Origin of the sequence: Nocardioides sp. (assembly GCF_035576065.1) — a bacterium.
GTDB lineage: Bacteria > Actinomycetota > Actinomycetes > Propionibacteriales > Nocardioidaceae > Nocardioides.
This window is the reverse complement of the sequence record NZ_DATLWX010000026.1, coordinates 1-15,565: the sequence shown is the minus strand read 5'-3', so window position 1 is coordinate 15,565 and position 15,565 is coordinate 1. Positions and strand designations below refer to the sequence as shown.

Annotated in this window: 15 protein-coding genes; 12 read left to right on the top strand and 3 right to left on the bottom strand. The window is 69.8% G+C overall.

The genetic code is table 11. The features are described 5' to 3' along the window. The first annotated feature begins 62 nt into the window (after positions 1-62). On the top strand, positions 63-1,160 hold the full coding sequence (gene pheS / locus VNJ48_RS12665; RefSeq protein WP_325602616.1) for a phenylalanine--tRNA ligase subunit alpha: 1,098 nt from the start codon (positions 63-65) through the stop codon (positions 1,158-1,160). After that, a complete protein-coding gene (pheT, locus tag VNJ48_RS12660; protein WP_325602615.1) occupies positions 1,160-3,640 on the top strand; it encodes a phenylalanine--tRNA ligase subunit beta in 2,481 nt (826 codons plus the stop codon). The genes pheS and pheT overlap by 1 nt, the downstream gene beginning before the upstream one ends. 62 nt (positions 3,641-3,702) lie before the next feature. On the opposite strand, the gene VNJ48_RS12655 is transcribed toward pheT, so the two are convergent. Beyond that, complete coding sequence (locus VNJ48_RS12655) at positions 3,703-4,512, bottom strand: maleylpyruvate isomerase family mycothiol-dependent enzyme (protein ID WP_325602613.1); 810 nt, start codon at positions 4,510-4,512, stop codon at positions 3,703-3,705. Positions 4,513-4,553: 41 nt separating this feature from the next. After that, positions 4,554-5,360: a maleylpyruvate isomerase N-terminal domain-containing protein gene (locus tag VNJ48_RS12650; protein ID WP_325602612.1), complete on the bottom strand. Its 807-nt coding sequence runs from the start codon at positions 5,358-5,360 to the stop codon at positions 4,554-4,556. 51 nt (positions 5,361-5,411) lie between these two features. Here VNJ48_RS12650 and argC point away from each other — a divergent pair, with 51 nt between their 5' ends. Genes argC through VNJ48_RS12600 form a run of 10 tightly spaced genes read left to right on the top strand, consistent with a single transcriptional unit; the run spans position 5,412 to position 15,101 of the window. Further along, entirely contained in the window at positions 5,412-6,446 is a 1,035-nt protein-coding gene (gene argC, locus VNJ48_RS12645; RefSeq protein WP_414689945.1) for an N-acetyl-gamma-glutamyl-phosphate reductase, read from the top strand. Then, the gene (locus VNJ48_RS12640) at positions 6,443-6,892 is read left to right on the top strand and encodes an ACT domain-containing protein (RefSeq protein WP_325602608.1); all 450 of its coding nucleotides are present in this window, start codon (positions 6,443-6,445) and stop codon (positions 6,890-6,892) included. The genes argC and VNJ48_RS12640 overlap by 4 nt, the downstream gene beginning before the upstream one ends. Beyond that, positions 6,889-8,052, top strand: coding sequence for a bifunctional glutamate N-acetyltransferase/amino-acid acetyltransferase ArgJ (gene argJ, locus VNJ48_RS12635; RefSeq protein WP_325602607.1), 1,164 nt, complete (start codon positions 6,889-6,891; stop codon positions 8,050-8,052). Before VNJ48_RS12640 ends, argJ begins: the two co-directional genes overlap by 4 nt. Further along, the gene (argB, locus tag VNJ48_RS12630) at positions 8,049-8,996 is read left to right on the top strand and encodes an acetylglutamate kinase (protein WP_325602606.1); all 948 of its coding nucleotides are present in this window, start codon (positions 8,049-8,051) and stop codon (positions 8,994-8,996) included. Before argJ ends, argB begins: the two co-directional genes overlap by 4 nt. Further along, positions 8,993-10,165 carry an acetylornithine transaminase gene (locus VNJ48_RS12625; protein ID WP_325602604.1) on the top strand — a complete coding sequence of 391 codons (1,173 nt, stop codon included), beginning with the start codon at positions 8,993-8,995 and terminating at the stop codon, positions 10,163-10,165. Before argB ends, VNJ48_RS12625 begins: the two co-directional genes overlap by 4 nt. Then, positions 10,162-11,097 carry an ornithine carbamoyltransferase gene (gene argF, locus VNJ48_RS12620; RefSeq protein WP_325602602.1) on the top strand — a complete coding sequence of 312 codons (936 nt, stop codon included), beginning with the start codon at positions 10,162-10,164 and terminating at the stop codon, positions 11,095-11,097. Before VNJ48_RS12625 ends, argF begins: the two co-directional genes overlap by 4 nt. Continuing rightward, a complete protein-coding gene (locus VNJ48_RS12615) occupies positions 11,094-11,648 on the top strand; it encodes an arginine repressor (protein WP_325602600.1) in 555 nt (184 codons plus the stop codon). Before argF ends, VNJ48_RS12615 begins: the two co-directional genes overlap by 4 nt. Then, the gene (gene argG, locus VNJ48_RS12610) at positions 11,649-13,085 is read left to right on the top strand and encodes an argininosuccinate synthase (RefSeq protein ID WP_325602598.1); all 1,437 of its coding nucleotides are present in this window, start codon (positions 11,649-11,651) and stop codon (positions 13,083-13,085) included. Further along, a complete protein-coding gene (gene argH / locus VNJ48_RS12605) occupies positions 13,085-14,509 on the top strand; it encodes an argininosuccinate lyase (RefSeq protein ID WP_325602596.1) in 1,425 nt (474 codons plus the stop codon). The genes argG and argH overlap by 1 nt, the downstream gene beginning before the upstream one ends. Continuing rightward, positions 14,502-15,101, top strand: coding sequence for a DNA-3-methyladenine glycosylase (locus VNJ48_RS12600; protein ID WP_414689950.1), 600 nt, complete (start codon positions 14,502-14,504; stop codon positions 15,099-15,101). The genes argH and VNJ48_RS12600 overlap by 8 nt, the downstream gene beginning before the upstream one ends. A gap of 265 nt (positions 15,102-15,366) precedes the next feature. Here the strand turns inward: VNJ48_RS12600 and VNJ48_RS12595 are convergent. Continuing rightward, a partial coding sequence (locus tag VNJ48_RS12595) for a hypothetical protein (RefSeq protein ID WP_325602592.1) occupies positions 15,367-15,565 on the bottom strand: 199 nt, incomplete at its 5' end.

Genomic DNA, 15,565 nt, shown 5'->3' with positions numbered 1-15,565 from the left:
AGAACCCCCGTCCGACCCCATCTACCTACTCCGCCGTCCAACGGGCGCAAGGAAGGGGAGCCATGTCCGGCCCCAACACTGACTACGACCCCGTCGAGGTCACCCCGCTCAAGGCTGAAGAGGTCGAGCGCATGCGCGAAGAGGCGCTGGGCGCCATCGCCGGGGCCTCCGACCTCGACGAGCTGAAGCAGGTCCGCCTCGACCACGCCAGCGACCGGTCGCCGCTCGCTCTGGCCAACCGGGAGATCGGCGCGCTGCCGCCGCAGGCACGCAAGGAGGCCGGCGCCCGTGTGGGCCAGGCCCGCGGCGCGATCAACCAGGCCCTGGCCGCCCGCACCGTCGTCCTGGAGGAGGAGCACGAGGCGCGCATGCTCGTCGAGGAGGCGGTGGACGTCACGCTGCCGACCGACCGTCGACCTCGTGGAGCCCGGCACCCGATCACCACGTTCTCCGAGCGCCTCGCCGACGTCTTCCTCGCCATGGGCTGGGAGGTGGCCGAGGGCCCGTGGGTCGAGGCGGAGTGGCTCAACTTCGACGCCCTGAACATGGGCGCCGACCACCCGGCGCGCACCATGCAGGACACGTTCTGGCTCGAGCCTGCCGAGGCCGCGCTGGTCCTGCGCACCCACACCTCGCCGGTGCAGGCCCGCACCATGCTGACCCAGGAGCCGCCGATCTACGTCGTGTGTCCGGGTCGCGTCTATCGCACCGACGAGGTCGACGCGACGCACTCGCCGGTGTTCCACCAGATCGAGGGGCTCGTCGTCGACAAGGGCATCACGATGGCCCACCTCAAGGGCACCCTCGACCACATGACGACCGCCCTCTTCGGTGAGGGCATCACCACGAGGTTCCGGCCGTCCTACTTCCCGTTCACCGAGCCGTCCGCAGAGATGGACATGGTCTGCTTCGTCTGCCGCGGCGTGGAGAGCTCCTCCTGCCGCACCTGTCGCGGCGAGGGCTGGATCGAGCTGGGTGGTTGTGGCGTGGTCAACCCGCGCGTGCTGACCGCCTGCGGGATCGACCCCGACGTCTACTCGGGCGTGGCCTTCGGATTCGGCATCGACCGCATGCTGATGTTCCGCCACAACGTCACCGACCTGCGTGACGTCTTCGAAGGCGACGTCCGCTTCGCCAGCGCGTTCGGAACGGAGATCTGATGAAGGCGCCACTGTCCTGGATCACGGAGTACGTCGACCTGCCGGCCGACGTCACGCTGAGTGCCCTCACCGACCGGCTGACGATGCTCGGGCTCAAGCTCGAGGCGGTCACCAATCCGGCGGATGCGATCACGGGTCCGCTCGTCGTGGGTCGCGTGCTGACCCTCGAGAAGGAGCCGCAGAAGAACGGCAAGACGATCAACTGGTGCATGGTCGACGTGGCCGACGCCAACGGCACGGGAGAGCCCCAGGGCATCGTCTGCGGCGCCCACAACTTCGTCGAGGGCGACCTCGTCGTGGTCTGCCTGCCGGGGGCCGTGCTGCCGGGGAACTTCGAGATCAGTGCTCGCAAGACCTACGGACACCTCTCCGCCGGCATGATCTGCTCGGCCGCCGAGCTGGGCCTGGGCACCGACCACGACGGCATCATCGTGCTGCCGGCCGATGCGGGTGCGCCCGGTGACGAAGCGTTCGGCGTGCTGGGCATGGACGACCCGGTCATCGAGTTCGAGATCAACCCGGACCGCGCCTATGCGCTCTCGCTGCGTGGGATCGTGCGTGAGGCCGCGCTCGGCCTCGGCGTCCCGTTCACCGACCCCGCGCTGCGGGACGTCCCAGCCCCGAACGACCAGGGCTACGACGTCGTGGTGGACGACACCGCGGGATGTCCGGTGTTCGTCGCCCGCACCGTCAGTGGGCTCGACCCGGATGCTGCGACCCCGGACTGGATGGCTCGGCGGATCGAGCAGGCCGGCATGCGGCCGATCTCGCTGGCGGTCGACGTCACCAACTACGTCATGCTCGAGCTCGGACGACCGATCCACGGCTACGACGCGGACAAGCTCACCGGGCCGCTCGTTGTGCGCCGCGCCCGCGAAGGCGAGCGACTGACCACGCTGGACGGCACGGACCGCGAGCTCTCGACCGAGGACCTGGTCGTCACCGACGACTCCGGGATCATCGGCCTGGGGGGCGTCATGGGCGGGGAGACCACCGAGGTGTCCGCGTCGACGACCCGGGTGCTGATCGAGGCTGCGCACTGGGATGCCACCTCGATGTTCCGCACGGGCCGGCGGCACCGGCTGACGTCCGAGGCCGGGAAGCGCAACGAGCGCGGCGTCGACCCGACGATCTGCGAGGCAGCCGCGGACCGCGTGGTCGAACTCCTCGCCGAGCACGGCGGCGGCACGATCGATCCCGGCGTCACGGTCGTCGGCACCCCTCCGAAGCCGGTGTCGATCACGATCCCCGTCGACCTGCCGGCTCGGGTCAGCGGCATCTCCATCTCGCCGGAGACCACCGTCGCCCACCTGACGGCAGTCGGCTGCGAGGTCTCGCAGGGCGGGGCAGACCTCACCGCCGTCGCTCCCTCCTGGCGGCCGGACCTCACCGACCCCTACGACCTCGTCGAGGAGGTCGTGCGGATCGTCGGCTACGACCAGGTCCCCTCGGTGCTGCCCCCGGCGCCGCCCGGGCGCGGTCGGAGCGAGGAGCAGAAGCTGCGCCGCCGGGTGGGCCTCACTCTGGCCGGCGCTGGTCTCGTCGAAACGATCAGCTACCCGTTCGTCGGTGAGGACGACTGGGCGCGCCTCGGTCTGCCGACCGACGACGATCGGCGTACGGCACTACGGGTCGTCAACCCCCTCAACAACGAGGAGCCGCTGCTCACGACCACGTTGCTCCCGGGGCTTCTCAAGGCCCTGGCCCGCAACGTCGGACGCGGCAACGTCGACGCGGCCCTGTTCGAGACCAGCCTCGTCTTCGCTCCCACCGGTGACGAGCAGGCGCCGATCCTCGGCGTCGACCGCCGACCCACCGCAGCAGAGTGGGCCAGCATCGAGAAGGCGGTCCCGCACCAGCCCTGGCACCTCGCCATCGCCCTGACCGGCCAGTCAGAGGCGCCCGGCTGGTGGGGTGAGGGCCGGAGCGCGTCGTGGTCCGATGCCATCAGCACCATCCGCACGCTGGCTGGTGAACTGGGTGTCGAGCTCGAGGTCGTCGCCGGCACGCGGGCCCCCTGGCACCCGGGTCGATGTGCGGAGATCCGCAATGGCGATCGGGTCCTGGGTCACGCCGGCGAGCTCCACCCGCGGGTCTGCAAGGCGTACGGCGTCCCAGCTCGCACGGCGGTCGCCGAGGTGGATCTCGACGCGCTGCTGGAGCTGGCGACCCGCATCGTGCCCGGGCCTCAGTTCTCCTCCTACCCGGTCGCGAAGGAGGACGTGGCACTGGTGGTGGACGCCTCGGTGCCGGCCGCGGCAGTCGAGGCGGCGCTGTGCGAGGGTGCAGGAGAGCTGCTGGAGTCGATCCGACTCTTCGACGTCTACACGGGGGACCAGGTCGGCGACGGCCGGAAGTCACTGGCGTACGCCCTGAGGTTCCGCGCGCCGGACCGGACCCTCAAGGAGGGCGAGGCGGCGGCAGCCCGCGATGCTGCTGTGGCACTCGCCGCCGAGCGAGCCGGCGCCGTCCAGCGCTGAAGCCCGATCGGGGTGACGACGTCCGCGCTCAGACCCATCGTCTGCGGACGCCGTCGCCCCACTCAGTCCATCGGTTGGCTCAGCACGGCCAGGAACCGGTCGAGCACCGCCCGGTCGCCGACGGTGGCGAGCTCGGAGTCGTCTGCGCGGTGCCACAACCAGGCGTCCAGCGCAGCAGCGGGGCCGTCGATCACGACGTCGGGCTCGATGTCCTCGGGCGCCACAACGACGTGGAGATCCTCCTCGTCGACGATCTGCTCACCGGTCTTGGGATCAGTGCCGCTGAAGAGACCGAGCTGGATCCAGATCTCGTGGCCGGTGTCGGTCGAGTCGACCCGTGCGTAGTGGGGGAGCGGTGCCCACGAGCCCCACGGCGGGCAGCCTCCGTACATCACCGCCAGCACCTCGTCGACCCCGTCGACCGCCAGCTCGGCCGGGACCTCGGATGACACGCCAGCGGCGAGCTCGGCGTCGAGTCGGTGGATCAACGCTTCGTGTGCCTGGCGCCGCAGGATGAACCCGACCGTGTGGTCGGCCGGGTCGCCGGACCAGGTCCACGCCTCCTCGGCCTTGTCGACACCCTCCAGGGCGCCGACGAGGGTCGCGGACCACTGGTCGAAGTCGCGCAGCAGGTCGTCGTACGCCTCCGGCCGCTCCGGCTCCTGCGCCTCGTCCACCTCCGCGGGCCGGTCGATGACCGCAGTGGCCCAGAACCACTGGACGGTGACGAGGTGCCAGATCAGGTCCGCGGCCGACCAGTCCGGGCACGACGGCACCCGGGCAGCAGGATCACAGGTGGTCAGCACCTCACGGAAGCGCGCGGACTCGTTGCGGATGTGCTCGAGGTAGTCCTCAGGACTCAGCTGGGTCATGGTCCCAACCTAGGACCACTCGCCGACACTGGACAGCGAACCTAGCGTCGCCACCACCGGCGCTGGCCCGTTCCCCGGCCCGGATTGGCAAGCGGCGCCACGTCGTGTCCGAGGGCGAGATGGAGAGCGTGGATGAGCTCGGCGTCGCCGGATTCTGCGACCAGGTCCCCGACGTGGGTCCGACCGAAGAGCCACGGCACGAGCACAGCGGCGGGCGCCGAGACCTCTGCACCCACCTCGGCCTGACCGGGGTCGACGACGCGCAACGTGCCGTCGTCGTGCTCGACTGCGACCAGCACAGTCCATGAGTCATCGGTGTCGACGCTCCTCAATGTCACCGCACGGGGCAGCCAGGGTGCCTGCCTGGTGTCGCTGAGATGGTGCAGCTGCTGGTCGGCGGCGTCCACGGCCACGTCCTGCGGGACGGGGCTGACCGCCAGCCCGGCGCACTCCTCGGCGTCGCGTGAGTGCACCAGGGTCTCGACTGCCATCAACCGCGCGGCCCGCGCGGCGGGGGCGGTCTCGCCGAAATAGCAGATCTCGTCGTCGGCGCCGGACGCGCGCAGCGCCTCGATGAGGTCATGGTTGGTCGTATCAAGCAGCTCGAGCCGGTCCCGATGGTCCTCCGGGAGGGTGAGGGCCTCGTAGCCCTCGGTGAAGTCCCGGGGTCGGTGGGCGACCAGCCACCCCCAGATGTCGTTCATCTCGATCAGGTGGGCCACGAGGTCCGTCGCGTGCCAGTCCGGGCAGCCGGGGACAGGAGCCGCGGGATCTGCGCCACGCATGGCACCGATGAGCCGCATGGTGTCGTGGGCGAGGAGGTCCAGATGCCGGGAGAACGGGAGCACCCCCGCACCCTAGTGACGGATGAACATGCAATCTGGTGTATAGTCATGCACATGATCGCCTCGTTCTCCATCGCCGTGGCCGGCGCCAGCGGATATGCCGGCGGCGAGGTGCTGCGACTTCTCCTCAACCACCCGCATGCGCGGATTGGGTCGCTGACGGCCGGTAGCAACGCGGGTGAGCTGCTCGGTCCACTGCAGCCGCACCTCTTGCCGCTGGCCACCCGCACGCTGCAGCCCACGAGCGTGGAGACGCTCTCCGGGCATGACGTGGTCTTCCTGGCCCTGCCGCACGGCCAGTCGGCGACCCTAGCGGCCGCGCTGGGCGACGAGACCGTCGTGATCGACTGCGGTGCCGACTTCCGACTGACCGACGCCAGCCAGTGGGACATGTTCTACGGCGGGCCGCACGCGGGGTCCTGGCCGTACGGCCTACCGGAGCTGGCGGGGCAGCGCGAGGTCCTCCGCTCGACCCGACGCGTCGCCGTCCCCGGCTGCTACCCGACCGTCTCCACCCTGGCGATCGCGCCGGCCCTGGCGGCCGGCCTGGTCGACCCGGACATCACCGTCGTCGCTGCCAGCGGCCTGAGCGGCGCGGGCAAGTCCCTCAAGACGCACCTGCTCGGCAGCGAGTCGATGGGCAACGCCAGCGCCTACGGCGTGGGCGGCGTGCACCGGCACACTCCGGAGATCGTCCAGAACCTGGGTCTGGTCCACGACGGTGAGGTCCGCGTCAGCTTCACCCCCATGCTCGTGCCGATGTCCCGCGGCATCCTGGCGACGGTCTCGGCCCCCCTGGCCGGCAACGCGACACACGAGCAGGCGCGGTCGGCCTACGCTGCGGCGTACGACCAGGAAGCCTTCGTCCACCTGCTGCCCGAGGGCCAGTGGCCCCAGACAAAGGCCGTCGTCGGCTCCAACGCCGTGCACGTCCAGGTCGCCGTCGACGTGGCGGCCGGCCGCCTCGTCACCGTGGCCGCCATCGACAATCTCACCAAGGGCACCGCCGGCGCCGCTGTGCAGTGCATGAATCTCGCCCTCGGCCTCGACGAGACCGCAGGCCTTTCCACGATCGGACTCGCACCATGACTGACACGACTTTCACCCTGCTCCAGTTCCCCGAGAAGATGGCGATCGTGCGCCTCGGCCCGGGTGCCGAAGTCCCCCAGTGGGCGGAGTCAGCCAGCCTCTTCTCGGTCACGGCGACGGCCACCGAGACCAGCCTGATCTGCGCGACCCGGTCGGTGCCGACCAAGACGCCGAGCATCAAGCCGCTGACGGCCTTCCAGGTGCGCGGACCGCTCGACCCCGACGCCATCGGCATCCTGGCCGGTCTGCTGGTTCCCCTGGCGGAGGAGGAGATCCCCGTCTACACGCTGTCCACCTTCGACACCGACTGGATCATGGTGCGGCTCGTCGACGGCGCGAAGGCGACCGAGGCCTGGCGACGACAGGGACACACGGTGATCGCTGCCGTCCCTGCCAAGCCCGCCAAGAAGTCCAGCCCTCCCGGAAAGCAGAAGCCGAAGAAATGAGCATCACCCATCCAGCCGGATTCACCGCAGCCGGTGTCGCCGCCGGCCTGAAGACACCCAAGGACGCCAAGCCTCCGCTGGACTTGGCCCTCGTCGTCAACCACGGCCCGACCTTCGACTCCGCCAGCGTCTTCACCGCCAACCGCTGCAAGGCCAATCCGGTGCTGTGGAGCCAAGAGGTCGTCAAGGACGGCACAGTCAAGGCTGTCGTCCTCAACTCCGGCGGCGCCAACTGCTACACAGGCGCCGACGGCTTCCAGACCACGCACGCGGTCGCTGAGAAGGTCGCCGAGCTCGCCGGGATCGGTGCCATCGACGTGGTGGTCTGCTCCACCGGGTTGATCGGTCTCGCCAACAGCCGCGACGACCTGCTGACCGGCGTCCAGGACGCGTACGCCGCACTGTCGGCCGACGGGGGAGCGAGTGCCGCCGAGGCCATCATGACCACCGACTCGGTCGCCAAGAACGTCGTCGTCGAGGGTGCCGGCTGGTCGATCGGCGGCATGGCGAAGGGCGCCGGCATGCTCGCGCCCCAGCTGGCCACCATGCTCGTCGTACTGTCCACCGACGCCGTGGTGCCCGCCACGGAGCTCGATGAGGCGTTGCGTGCCGCGACCCGGGTCAGCTTCGATCGCCTCGACTCCGACGGCTGCATGTCGACCAACGACACCGTGACTGTGATGGCGAGCGGAGCCAGCGGCATCACGCCGACCCCCGAGGACTTCACCGCGGCGCTGGTCCAGGCCTGCACCGACCTCGCGATGCAGCTGCTCAAGGACGCCGAGGGCGCCGATCACGAGATCGCCATCACCACGCTCAACGCCGCCTCCGAGCAGGACGCTGTCGAGGTCAGTCGCAGCGTTGCCCGGAGCAACCTCTTCAAGGCGGCGGTGTTCGGCAACGACCCCAACTGGGGCCGGGTGCTCGCCAGCATCGGCACCACGCAGGCCGCCTTCGACCCCGCCGACCTCGACGTCGCCATGAACGGCGTGTGGGTGTGCCGCAGCTCCACCCCGGCCGAGGATCCCTCCGCGGTCGATCTGTTGCCGCGCGAGGTCACCGTGACCATCGACCTCAAGACCGGTGACGCTCGCGCCACGGTCTGGACCAACGACCTCACCCACGCCTACGTCCACGAGAACAGCGCGTACAGCTCATGAACCCGACCCCGACCACGACCTCGACCCCCGCCCCCGACCACGACAAGGCCAGGACCCTCGCGGCGGCCCTGCCCTGGCTCAAGCGCTACCACGGCAAGACGATCGTGGTGAAGTACGGCGGCAACGCGATGACCGACGACACCCTCAAGAGGGCCTTCGCCGAGGACATCGCGTTCCTCCGCTTCGCCGGCTTCAAGCCGGTGGTCGTCCACGGCGGCGGCCCGCAGATCTCGGCCATGCTCGACCGGCTCAACATCACCTCGGAGTTCCGCGGTGGCCTGCGCGTGACCTCTCCGGAGGCGATGGACGTGGTCCGCATGGTGCTCGTCGGGCAGGTCCAGCGTGAGCTGGTGGGCCTGATCAACCAGCACGGCCCGCTCGCGGTCGGCCTCTCCGGTGAGGACGCCGGCCTGTTCACCGCCAAGGCGACGAACACCATCGTCGACGGCGAGGAGGTCGACCTGGGTCTGGTCGGCGAGGTCGCGCACGTCCGGCCCGAGGCCGTCGCCGACCTCGTCGCCGCTGGGCGCATCCCGGTGATCTCCAGCGTGGCCCCCGACGTCCACGGCACGGTCCACAACGTCAACGCCGACACCGCCGCAGCGGCACTGGCCGTCGCCCTCGGCGCCGAGAAGCTTCTCGTCCTGACCGATGTCGAGGGTCTCTACCGCGACTACGGCAACTCCGACGACGTCATCCAGGAGATCGGCCCGGAGGCGCTGGGCGAGATGCTGCCCTCCCTCGACGCGGGCATGGTGCCCAAGATGACCGCGTGCCACCAGGCGGTCACCAACGGAGTCCCTCGGGCCACCGTGGTCGACGGACGCGAGATCCACGCGGTGCTGCTCGAGCTCTTCACCGATGAGGGCGTCGGCACCCAGGTGCTGCCCGGCGTCAAGACCCTGCTCCGCAAGGCCCGGACCACGACGGGAGGGGACCGATGAGCTGGCAGAGCCGCTACGAGTCGTCCTTGATGAACACCTTCGGCACCCCGAAGCTGCTGCTCACCCGGGGCGTCGGCGCGCACGTGTGGGACGTCGACGGTCGCGAATACGTCGACTTCCTCGGCGGGATCGCGGTCAACTCGCTTGGGCACGCCCACCCCACGATCGTCGATGCAGTCACGACGCAGCTGCAGACCCTGGGTCACGTCTCCAACTTCTTCGCCTCCGAGCCGCAGCTCGCCCTCGCCGAACGCCTGCTGGCCCTGCTCGAGACCGACGGGCGGGTCTTCCTCTCCAACTCGGGCGCCGAGGCCAACGAAGCGGCCCTCAAGCTGACCCGGCGCACGGGTCGCACCCACCTCGTCGCGGCCGTGGGATCCTTCCACGGTCGCACGATGGGCGCGCTCGCGCTGACGTCCAAGGCGGCCTACCGCGAGCCGTTCGAGCCGCTGCCAGGAGACGTCACCTTCGTCCCGTACGGCGACGCCGACGCCCTCGCCGAGGCGGTGACCGACGAGACGGCAGCCGTCGTGCTCGAGCCCATCCAGGGCGAGGCGGGCGTGCGGGTCCCGCCCCCCGGCCACCTCGCGGCTGCTCGCCAGGTGTGCGACGACCACGGCGCGCTGCTCTGGCTCGACGAGGTGCAGACAGGCATCGGCCGCACCGGCGCCTGGTTCGCCCACCAGCTGCCCAGCGGACAGGGCGTCACTCCCGACATCGTCACCCTCGCCAAGGGACTGGGCGGCGGGATGCCCATCGGCGCCACGATCGGTCTCGGCCGGGCCGGGGCGCTCCTGGAACCCGGCAACCACGGCACCACGTTCGGCGGCAACCCGGTGGCCTGCGCCGCTGCGCTCGCCGTGCTCGACACGGTCGCCCAGGACCACCTGCTCGATCATGCAACGGCTCTCGGGAAGACCCTGCGCGACGGCCTGGGAGAGGATCCCCGAGTCTCCGAGACCCGCGGCGAGGGACTTCTCATCGGTCTCGAGCTCACGGTGGACGCCCCCTCCGTAGTGGCCTCAGCGATGGCGGCAGGCTTCATCGTCAACGCCACCGGACCCAGCACGATCCGATTGGTGCCGCCGCTGGTCGTCTCCGCCGACGATGCCCACGCCCTCATCGACGCCTGGCCTGCGATCCTCGACGGAGCGGGGGAGACGTCGTGATGCGCCACCTCCTCGCCGACGACGACCTCAGCCCGGCCGAGCAGGCAGAGGTGCTCGCGCTCGCGGCCGAGCTCAAGGCGGCGCCATACGACTCGAAGCCGCTGGCCGGACCGAGGACGGTGGCGCTCGTCTTCGACCGACCGACCCTGCGCACGCAGGTCTCCTTCACTGCCGGCATCGCCGAGCTCGGCGGCAATCCGATGACCGTCGACGGCGGGCTCGCCGCCATGGGGTCGCGCGAGTCCGTCGAGGACGTGGCGCGGGTGCTCGGTCGCCAGGCGTCGGCCATCGTCTGGAGGACCGCCCACCAGAGCGATCTCCAGCTGATGGCGGACTACGCCGGGGTTCCTGTGATCAACGCATTGACCGACGAGTTCCACCCCTGCCAGCTCCTCGCCGACCTGCAGACGGTGCAGGAGCGGGTCGGGACCCTGGCCGGCACGCGGGTCGCCTTCGTCGGCGACGGTGCCTGCAACATGGGCAACTCGTGGGTGCTGGCCGGTGCGACCGCCGGGATGCACGTCGTGGTGGGCTCCCCGGAGGGCTTCGAGCCCGACGGGGGAGTCATCGAGCGGGCCTGCCGCCGCGCTGAGCAGACCGGCGGCAGTGTCACCCTCGCTCGTGATCCGGCAAAGGCGGTCGAAGGAGCGCAGGTGGTCGTCACCGACACCTGGGTCTCGATGGGTCGCGAGGACGAGGCCGACGCGCGCGCCGGCCTGTTCGAGCCCTACTCCGTGACGAGCTCGCTGCTCGCCGGTGCCGCCTCGGACGCCATCGTGATGCACTGCCTGCCGGCCTATCGGGGCCTCGAGATCAGTGCCGAGGTCATCGACGGCCCGCAGAGCGTGGTCTGGGACGAGGCAGAAAACAGGCGTCACGCCCAGAAAGCGATCCTGACCTGGCTGCACACCCACAACGAGGAGGCGCGATGAGCAACTCCGCCGTCAGCCCGGCGACCAAGAACGCCCGTCACCAGCGGATCATCGACCTGGTCACGCACCACGACGTGAGGTCCCAGACCGAGCTTGCCGAGCTGCTGGCCCAGCACGGCGTGCACGTCACCCAGGCGACGTTGAGCCGCGACCTGCTCGAGCTCGACGCGGTCAAGGTCCGCAGTCCGGAGGGCACGCTCGTCTACGCCGTACCCGCCGAGGGCGGCGACCGCAGTCCCACCGGCGCGCGCGAGTCGGCCGGCTCGCGCGACCGGCTCGCCCGGTTGTGCGCCGAGCTGCTCGTCAGCGCCGAGGCCAGCGCCAACCTGGTCGTGCTCCGCACGCCGCCCGGCGCGGCCCAGTTCCTCGCGAGCCTCTTCGACCGGGCCGAGCTCGGCGACGTGCTCGGGACCATCGCCGGCGACGACACTGTCCTCATCATCGGCCGCGACCCCAACGGCGGCGAGGCCCTCGCCCAGCGGTTCCTCGGCTTCGCCAACCCGCAGTCCAACCAGCAGCCCAACCCGCAGACAGCAAAGGACGACCACTAAGTGAGCAAGGTCCTCACCTCCCTCCCCGTCGGCGAACGCGTCGGCATCGCCTTCTCCGGCGGCCTCGACACCTCGGTCGCGGTCGCCTGGATGCGCGACAAGGGTGCTGTCCCGTGCACCTACACCGCCGACATCGGGCAGTACGACGAACCCGACATCTCCGGTGTCCCGAGCCGGGCGAGGGAGTACGGCGCAGAGATCGCGCGCGCCGTCGACTGCAAGACCCCGCTGGTCGAGGAGGGCCTGGCGGCGCTCGCCTGCGGTGCCTTCCACATCCGGTCCGGCGGCCGCGCCTACTTCAACACCACGCCCCTGGGCCGGGCCGTCACGGGCACGATGTTGGTCCGCGCGATGCACGAGGACGGCGTCAACATCTGGGGCGACGGCTCCACCTTCAAGGGCAACGACATCGAGCGGTTCTACCGTTACGGGCTGCTCGCCAACCCCGACCTGCGCATCTACAAGCCTTGGCTGGACGCGGACTTCGTCCACGAGCTCGGCGGCCGGCACGAGATGAGCGCGTGGCTCACCGACCACGGGCTGCCCTACCGCGACAGCCAGGAGAAGGCCTACTCCACCGACGCCAACATCTGGGGCGCCACCCACGAGGCCAAGACCCTCGAGCACCTCGACGTCTCGCTGGAGGTCGTGGAGCCGATCATGGGCGTGAAGTTCTGGGACCCCGCCGTCTCGATCGAGGCCGAGGACGTGACCGTCCGGTTCGAGGCCGGCCGCCCCGTCGCGATCAACGGCACGATCTACTCCGACATGGTGGCCCTGGTCCACGAGGCCAACGCGATCGGCGGCCGCCACGGACTCGGCATGTCCGACCAGATCGAGAACCGCATCATCGAGGCGAAGTCCCGCGGCATCTACGAGGCCCCCGCGATGGCCCTGCTCTGGATCGCCTACGAGCGGCTGCTCAACGCCATCCACAACGAGGACACACTCGCCAACTACCACGCCGAGGGCCGGCGGCTCGGCGTCCTGCTCTACCAGGGTCGGTGGCTGGACCCGCAGGCGCTGATGCTGCGCGAGTCGATCCAGCGGTGGATCGCGTCCTTGGTCACCGGCGAGGTGACTATCCGACTGCGGCGGGGTGAGGACTACACCGTCGTACGCACATCCGGACCCGCGTTCTCCTACCACCCCGACAAGCTCTCGATGGAGCGCACCGACAACCCCGCCTTCGGCCCCGCCGACCGGATCGGTCAGTTGACGATGCGCAACCTCGACATCGCGGACTCGCGTGCCAAGCTCGAGCAGTACGCCGCCCAGCCGCTCGACCAGGGACAGGTGCTTGTCGAGAACGGGACCCTGTTCGGGGAGATCGAGGCCGGCGGCTACGACCGGATCACCGACAACCCGTCCTCGGAGGCCGAGGCCGACGCGGACCGCGCCCTGGACCATGCGGCCATGGAGTCCGGGACCGACTGATGGGCGAGCTGAGCACGACCAACGAGGGCAAGCTCTGGGGCGGCCGCTTCGAGGGCGGGCCGTCTCCGGAGCTGGAGGCGCTGTCCCGGTCGACCCACTTCGACTGGCGCCTCGCCCTCTACGACATCGCCGGATCACACGCGCACGCCAAGGCCCTGGGGGCGGCCGGCCTGCTGAGCGCCGCCGAGCAGAACGAGCTGCACCGTGGGCTCGACGTCCTCACCGCAGCGTTCACCTCCGGCCGGCTGCAGCCTTCGCCGTCCGACGAGGACGTCCATGGCGCGCTTGAGCGCCTGCTGATCGAGGAGGTCGGCCCGGACGTCGGCGGCAAGCTGCGGGCCGGGCGGTCGCGCAACGACCAGATCGCCACGCTGTTCCGGTGCTACCTGCTCGACCACGGTCGTGTGGTCGCTGGGCTCGTCCTCGAGCTCGTCGAGGCGCTCGCCGTACAAGCGCAGACGCATCTCGGGGCGATCATGCCGGGACGCACCCATCTCCAGCACGCCCAACCGGTGCTGCTGTCGCACCACCTGCTGGCCCACGCCTGGGCGCTGCTGCGCGATGTCGACCGCCTCGCCGACTGGCAGGACCGCGTGAGGTCGGACTCTCCCTACGGCTCTGGTGCACTGGCCGGCCAGAGCCTGGGCCTCGACCCCGTGCTGGTCGCGACCGAGCTGGGCTTCACCGGCTCGAGCGCCAACTCGATCGATGGGACCGCCTCGCGCGACTTCGTCTCGGAGTTCGCCTTCGTGTGTGCCCAGATCGGGATCGATGTCTCGCGGCTCGCGGAGGAAATCATCCTCTGGGCGACCAGGGAGTTCGACTTCGTGACCCTTCACGACTCCTGGTCCACGGGCTCGAGCATCATGCCGCAGAAGAAGAACCCCGACATCGCCGAGCTCGCCCGCGGCAAGTCGGGACGTCTGGTCGGCAACCTGACGGGCCTGCTGACGACGCTCAAGGGACTCCCGCTGGCCTACAACCGCGACCTGCAGGAGGACAAGGAACCGGTCTTCGACTCCCTCGACACCCTGGAGGTGCTCCTGCCGGCCTTCACGGGTCAGGTCGCGACGCTGACCTACAACACGGAGCGGATGGCCGTGCTGGCCCCACAGGGGTTCTCGTTGGCGACGGACATCGCTGAGTGGCTGGTCCGAGAGGGAACCCCCTTCCGGATAGCCCATGAGCTTGCCGGTGCCTGCGTGCGGGCAGCGGAGGCGAAGGGCACCGAGCTCGAGGGCCTCACCGACGAGGAGTTCGCCGCCATCTCGCCTGCATTGACGCCGCAGCTGCGACTGGTGCTCACCGCCGAGGGTTCCGTCGCGTCCCGCGACGGCAGGGGCGGGACCGCCCCTGATCGCGTCCGCGAACAGATCGACGAGCTCGCCGCCGTCTCAGCGGCCTGTCGTGAGCGCCTTGCCTGACCTGGCGTCGCGCCTGGCGGGGCCGGTGCTCGACGTGGCTCCGACCCTGCTGGGATCGACGCTGCGCTGCGGCGACGTGGCCGTGCGGATCACCGAGGTCGAGGCCTACGCGGGGGCTGACGACCCGGGTTCGCACTCCTTCCGGGGGCCGACGCCGCGCAACGCCATCATGTTCGGGCCGCCGGGCCACCTGTACGTCTACTTCACGTACGGCATGCACCACTGCGCCAACGTGGTCTGTGGGTCGGAAGGAACCTCGGCCGCCGTGCTCCTGCGGGCGGGCGAGGTGGTCGAGGGGACCTGGACCGCCCGCGACCGTCGGTCCAGGTCCACGGACCGCGACCTGGCAAGGGGTCCCGCTCGACTGTGCCGGGCCCTGGGCATCGACCTGGCTGACAACGGCAACAACTTGACGGACGGTCGGATCCGGCTCTCCCTCGGCGACGCGCCCGTCCCGGGCGCGGTCTCGCGTGGGCCGCGGGTGGGTCTGCGCGGAGCTGCTGACTACCCCTGGCGCTTCTGGCTGACGGGGGAGCGGAGTGTCTCGACGTACCGGCCCGCCACGGTCAGAGCGCCCCTCAAGGGCCTCTGACCTGCACGAACGGTGCACTGGCCACCCCGAGTTGGCGAGTTGGACGGGCAGGGTCTAATGTTTCCTCTTGTCGCCGCGAGCGACCACCCGCCTCGGCCCACTCGGTCGAATCAGCCGGGTACAGCCGCGTGCGACACCCTGCAGGGCAGAAGCCAGTTTGACGGGCCTCACCCGAAGGGGTAAGTTTGTGCAGGTTGTCCCAAGACAAGCCCGGCCAGTCCGGAGGCGCTTGGGTGCGTCTGATGTTTGAGAACTCAACAGTGTGTCATAGTCGACGAATTAGTTTGTTTTGCCCCGTCATCGTGACTTTTGCTCGTTCGGCCTTTTTGGGTTGGGTGGGTGGTTGTTGTGGTGGTGGTTTCTTTGATGATGAGCAATAATTTCTGACAATATTTTTTGTCAGTGTTTTGTTTGATGTTGGGGGATGTGGCTCTCTTTTTCCTGTGTTGGCTCTTTTTTGGGGT

Coding starts and splice junctions, on each gene's coding strand:
- pheS (WP_325602616.1), top strand. CDS start 63: ATGTCCGGCCCCAACACTGACTACGACCCCGTCGAGGTCACCCCGCTC.
- pheT (WP_325602615.1), top strand. CDS start 1,160: ATGAAGGCGCCACTGTCCTGGATCACGGAGTACGTCGACCTGCCGGCC.
- VNJ48_RS12655 (WP_325602613.1), bottom strand. CDS start 4,512: ATGACCCAGCTGAGTCCTGAGGACTACCTCGAGCACATCCGCAACGAG.
- argC (WP_414689945.1), top strand. CDS start 5,412: ATGATCGCCTCGTTCTCCATCGCCGTGGCCGGCGCCAGCGGATATGCC.
- VNJ48_RS12640 (WP_325602608.1), top strand. CDS start 6,443: ATGACTGACACGACTTTCACCCTGCTCCAGTTCCCCGAGAAGATGGCG.
- argJ (WP_325602607.1), top strand. CDS start 6,889: ATGAGCATCACCCATCCAGCCGGATTCACCGCAGCCGGTGTCGCCGCC.
- argB (WP_325602606.1), top strand. CDS start 8,049: ATGAACCCGACCCCGACCACGACCTCGACCCCCGCCCCCGACCACGAC.
- VNJ48_RS12625 (WP_325602604.1), top strand. CDS start 8,993: ATGAGCTGGCAGAGCCGCTACGAGTCGTCCTTGATGAACACCTTCGGC.
- VNJ48_RS12615 (WP_325602600.1), top strand. CDS start 11,094: ATGAGCAACTCCGCCGTCAGCCCGGCGACCAAGAACGCCCGTCACCAG.
- argH (WP_325602596.1), top strand. CDS start 13,085: ATGGGCGAGCTGAGCACGACCAACGAGGGCAAGCTCTGGGGCGGCCGC.